The following is a 3,731-nucleotide window of genomic DNA, read 5'->3' on the forward strand; positions in this document are numbered from 1 at the left end:
GCTGACGTGCCGAGCATCACCTCGATGATCGCACCGAGCTGGCCGTCAGGCTTCGGGCCGGAGGTGTGGTCGGCGGCGCTCTCCCACTGGGCGATCGCCGCGCGGATCGTGTTGACCTCGGGGGCCCTTAGCGCGTCGGGGACGTGCGGCTCACGGTGCAGGCGGCCAACGTGATCCATCGGGTTGCGCGGGAGTACCTCATGCCGCACCGCCAGTTCCAGGGCGAGTCGCAGCACGACCCGGGCCTGTTTGGCGCGACTGTAGGAGATCTTCGATAGTTGCTTAATGAACTTGTCGCATCGGGCGACGCCGATCTCGCGCAGAGCCAGGCTGCCGAACACCGGGGAGACGAGGGTGCGCATGTTGCGCTCGTAGAGGTTTCGGGTGGTGCGGGAAATCCGGCCCTCCAGGTCGATGTCCTCCAGCCAGTAGGTCACCAGATCGCTGAACAGGCTGTCCGGCGTCAGGGTCGTGTCCGCGGGTTGGAACAGGTCCCGGTCGGAGAGCTTACTCTTCAGCGCACGTTCTGCGGCCTTGGCGGTGGTGCCGCTGGCCTGCACCAGGCGCGCGTGGCCGTCCCAGTCGCGGTAGCGGGTCCGCGCCTCGTAGCGGCCGGTCGGCGTCTTGCGGATGCTGATGTCGCCGAAGGTGCCGATGGTCAACCGTTGCCGGGGCATCTCAGCTCACCGCCGATCGGTGCGCCTGGGCTCGCTGGAGGAGGGTTCCCGTTGCTGGGCGATCCAGGCCCGCACATCGGAGATCGCGAACTTGAGGTGTTTGCCGAACCGGTACGCGGCGGGGCCTTTGCCGTGCACCCGCCAGTCGTAGACCGTGGAGATCGGGATGCCCAAGTAGGTGGCCAGCTCGTGGACGTCCATCAGGGGCTCCAGACCCCAGTCGTCGGTGGGGGAAGGGATTGGGTTCTCGTTGTGAATGCTCATACCCAGAAGGTGCGCCGGGCGATCCCGGACGTTCGGGAGGAACCGAAACCGACCTCAGCGCGTCGGATGGCAGGGCCGGCTGAGCGGCGGAAATGGGCTGAAAGTGATGACGTAGTGATGACACAATCAAATCTCTTAACCAAAAAAGTCCCGGAAACCCTTGAGTTTCCGGGACATTTGGTCGGGCTGACAGGATTTGAACCTGCGACCCCCTGACCCCCAGTCAGGTGCGCTACCAAGCTGCGCTACAGCCCGCCGTTTCCCGGTGGATTCCCGCGAGGGCATCTACCGGAGACAACTGGACTAGCTTACCGCCTCGGCAGAGCGCTCGTGTTCACTTTGGGGTTGAGGCTCGGGATCTCGACGAGCTCGATCAACGTTCGGCACACAGTACGGCCTGCGGTGTTTCCCTGCGAACGCATAGCTTGCACATAGGAATGGTGCGTAGCGTGACTCGAGGTCGTCACCGGCCGCTCAATCAACGAAGGAAGTTATGTCCCAGAAAAGCTCAGGCCCCCTGTCCAAGTTCAACCTCGCCCTAGCGCTGCTGTGGCTGGTCGACGTGGTCGTGACCGGCGCGGGGTACTGGATCCTCACCTCCTCCAACGCCACCCAGGCCGACTTCTACACGTCGCAATCCGCTGACTACGTGACGTACTTCTCCGCCCAGTCCGGCAGCAACCTGGGCGCCACCCTGATCGGCGCCGGCGTGATCGGCTTCATCGTCACCCTCGCCGTGCTCGTGGTCACCCGGGCAACCGCTGCTGCCGCCGCCGCGACCGCTCCGGCAACGACCCTGGCCACCGAGCCGTACTTCGACTTCGAAGACAGCGAGTTCGACGAGAAGACCGCCGCGCCGACCGACACCGATGCCAGCGTCGACTCGGACGCTGCCGCGCACTCGAGCACCACCCAGACCGCCATTGTCGAGCCCGGCGTGCCGGTTCCGGCCGCCGCCGCGTCCGCCGATGGCGACGACGCCTCGACCTCTGGACCCACGACCACGCGCTAACGACGCGTTCGGGAGAAACGCCCGGGACGGAGCCCTACCTCTGTCCCGGGCATTTCTCTGCCCTCTGCGTGCGCAGAGGAATACCCGGGACGGCGCCCTAACGACCGTCCCGGGTATGTCTGGTTTGGGCCTCCCCCGCCCAAAATCGTTCCTACTGGGGAAGGGTGTCCAGGAGCTCCTGCACCTGGTCATCGGGCAGCGGTGCCCATGGCGAGCCGTCGGGGTTGGCCGCCGCGGCATCCGGGCTCTCCCCCTGGTTCCACCACTTGCTGGTGTACGGCACGCCATCGAACAGGATCAGGGCACCCTTGTCGTAAATGTCCGTTCCGGCCCATTCGGAGTAGGTTCCGGCCGGCAGGGTGGGCTGGGGAATGGGGGTCTCCCCCGGCAGGACCGGTCCGATCAGCACCCAGGCGGTCTCCCACTCGTTGAGCACGGGGTTGTCGGGCAGATCGCCGCTGGTCCACCACTTGGCCTGGTAGACGTTGCGGTGCCACACCACCTTGGCGCTTTCGAGGTAGGAGGACTCTTTCGCCCAGATCGGGTACGGGCTGGTGGCCGGGTTGTCCTCGATCGACTCGATCGACGCGGCCTCGTCGATGGTCACCGACGCCGCCGCGGTCACCGGGCGGCCCGTGAAGCCCTCGCCGAGCACATCCACGAACTTGAGGTCGCCCTGGTCGATGCCGCTGCAGGAATCGGACACCCGTTTGAGGTCCGCGTAGTTGGACCCGCAGGTGGTGTCGCGGTTGAGTGACCACAGCGACATCCGGCCGATCTGCTGTTCCTGGGCGAAGGTGTTCAACGCGGCGGCGGCGTCGAGGTCGAAGACCTCGCCGGCCACATCGTTCTGCCCGGCCATGGGCGTCAGGCCGATCTTCGACCACAGCGTGGCATCCGTCAGTTCGGTGCCGGCTTGCGAATAAAGCGCACCGATCTGCCGGTGGGCGGACTTGGCAGCGATAACGGATGCTTCGGCCATGGTCTCGTCGGCGTCCTTGCTGCTGCCGTAGTCCATGGTCATCAGGTTCACCCCAGCCAGGTCCACCTGGGCGTCGAGCATCGCGGCGACCGCGTCGGTGCCGTCCTCCGTGAGACCTGAGGGGGCGACCGGGAGCGTGAGCCACACGGCGAGGTCGTCGCCGGCGGCGCGCCGGTCGGCCTGCAGTTCGGCGATCGCGCCCGCCCGGCGGGCGCCGGCGGCGGTGTTGGTGAGGTTGTCGCCCTCGAGGTCGAGGTCGATGGTCGTCACGTCATACCGGTCGAGCACGGCGGCGTAGGCGGCGATGAGCGCCGTCTTGTCGGTGCAGCCGGTGCCCAGCTCGGTGTTGAGCAGTCCGCCGAAGGACACGACGATCTGCCCGTCGAGCTGCTTCACCCGAGCGAGCCGGCGGTCGAGATCGAGCTCGTCCGACGCTTCATCGAGGGTGTAATGGGTGCCCCAGGTGGGGGTGCACGGGTCGTCGGTGGTGGCGACGATGAAGGAGAGCACCACGTCACTGCCGGCTGCGGCGGCCGAAGCCTCGAAGTCGTAGGCGGGCGTGGCGGTCACGTCGACGTAGCCGGCGAACCAGGGGTTGTAGGCCTCGGCGGCCTGCGCCGAACCCCACCACTGCAGTCCGAGGTAGCCGCCGGAGGACAGCGCCACCGCGAGCACCACCCCGAGGAACACCCGCACCACCGACAGGCGGCGGTGCGGTTGGCCGGACCGGTCCATGGACGTGGTCGGCTGCGGAACCGGCGGCAGTGCCGGCGTGGTCGTCAGGTCGCTCACTTGA

General features: G+C 66.9%; 3 protein-coding genes, 1 tRNA gene and 1 pseudogene. 1 reads left to right on the plus strand and 4 read right to left on the minus strand.

Annotation, left to right across the window (positions count from 1 at the left end):
* The 3 genes and pseudogenes from JWP54_RS06090 to JWP54_RS06100 all read right to left on the minus strand — a co-directional run.
* A pseudogene (locus tag JWP54_RS06090) lies at positions 1–662 on the minus strand (site-specific integrase); the annotation flags it as partial.
* Between the two features lie 21 nt (positions 663–683).
* Positions 684–941 (minus strand): helix-turn-helix domain-containing protein, encoded by a 258-nt coding sequence (locus JWP54_RS06095; protein ID WP_297368775.1) that lies wholly within the window; start codon positions 939–941, stop codon positions 684–686.
* 178 nt (positions 942–1,119) lie between these two features.
* Positions 1,120–1,196: transfer RNA gene (locus JWP54_RS06100), tRNA-Pro, on the minus strand.
* 238 nt (positions 1,197–1,434) lie between these two features.
* Between JWP54_RS06100 and JWP54_RS06105 the strand changes: the two genes are divergently transcribed.
* Positions 1,435–1,953 (plus strand): hypothetical protein, encoded by a 519-nt coding sequence (locus JWP54_RS06105; RefSeq protein ID WP_297368779.1) that lies wholly within the window; start codon positions 1,435–1,437, stop codon positions 1,951–1,953.
* Positions 1,954–2,104: 151 nt separating this feature from the next.
* Here the strand turns inward: JWP54_RS06105 and JWP54_RS06110 are convergent.
* Positions 2,105–3,731 (minus strand): chitinase (locus JWP54_RS06110; RefSeq protein WP_367274189.1); only part of this gene is annotated, 1,627 nt, incomplete at its 5' end.

Source organism: Cryobacterium sp. (assembly GCF_025463825.1).
Taxonomy (GTDB): Bacteria; Actinomycetota; Actinomycetes; order Actinomycetales; family Microbacteriaceae; genus Cryobacterium.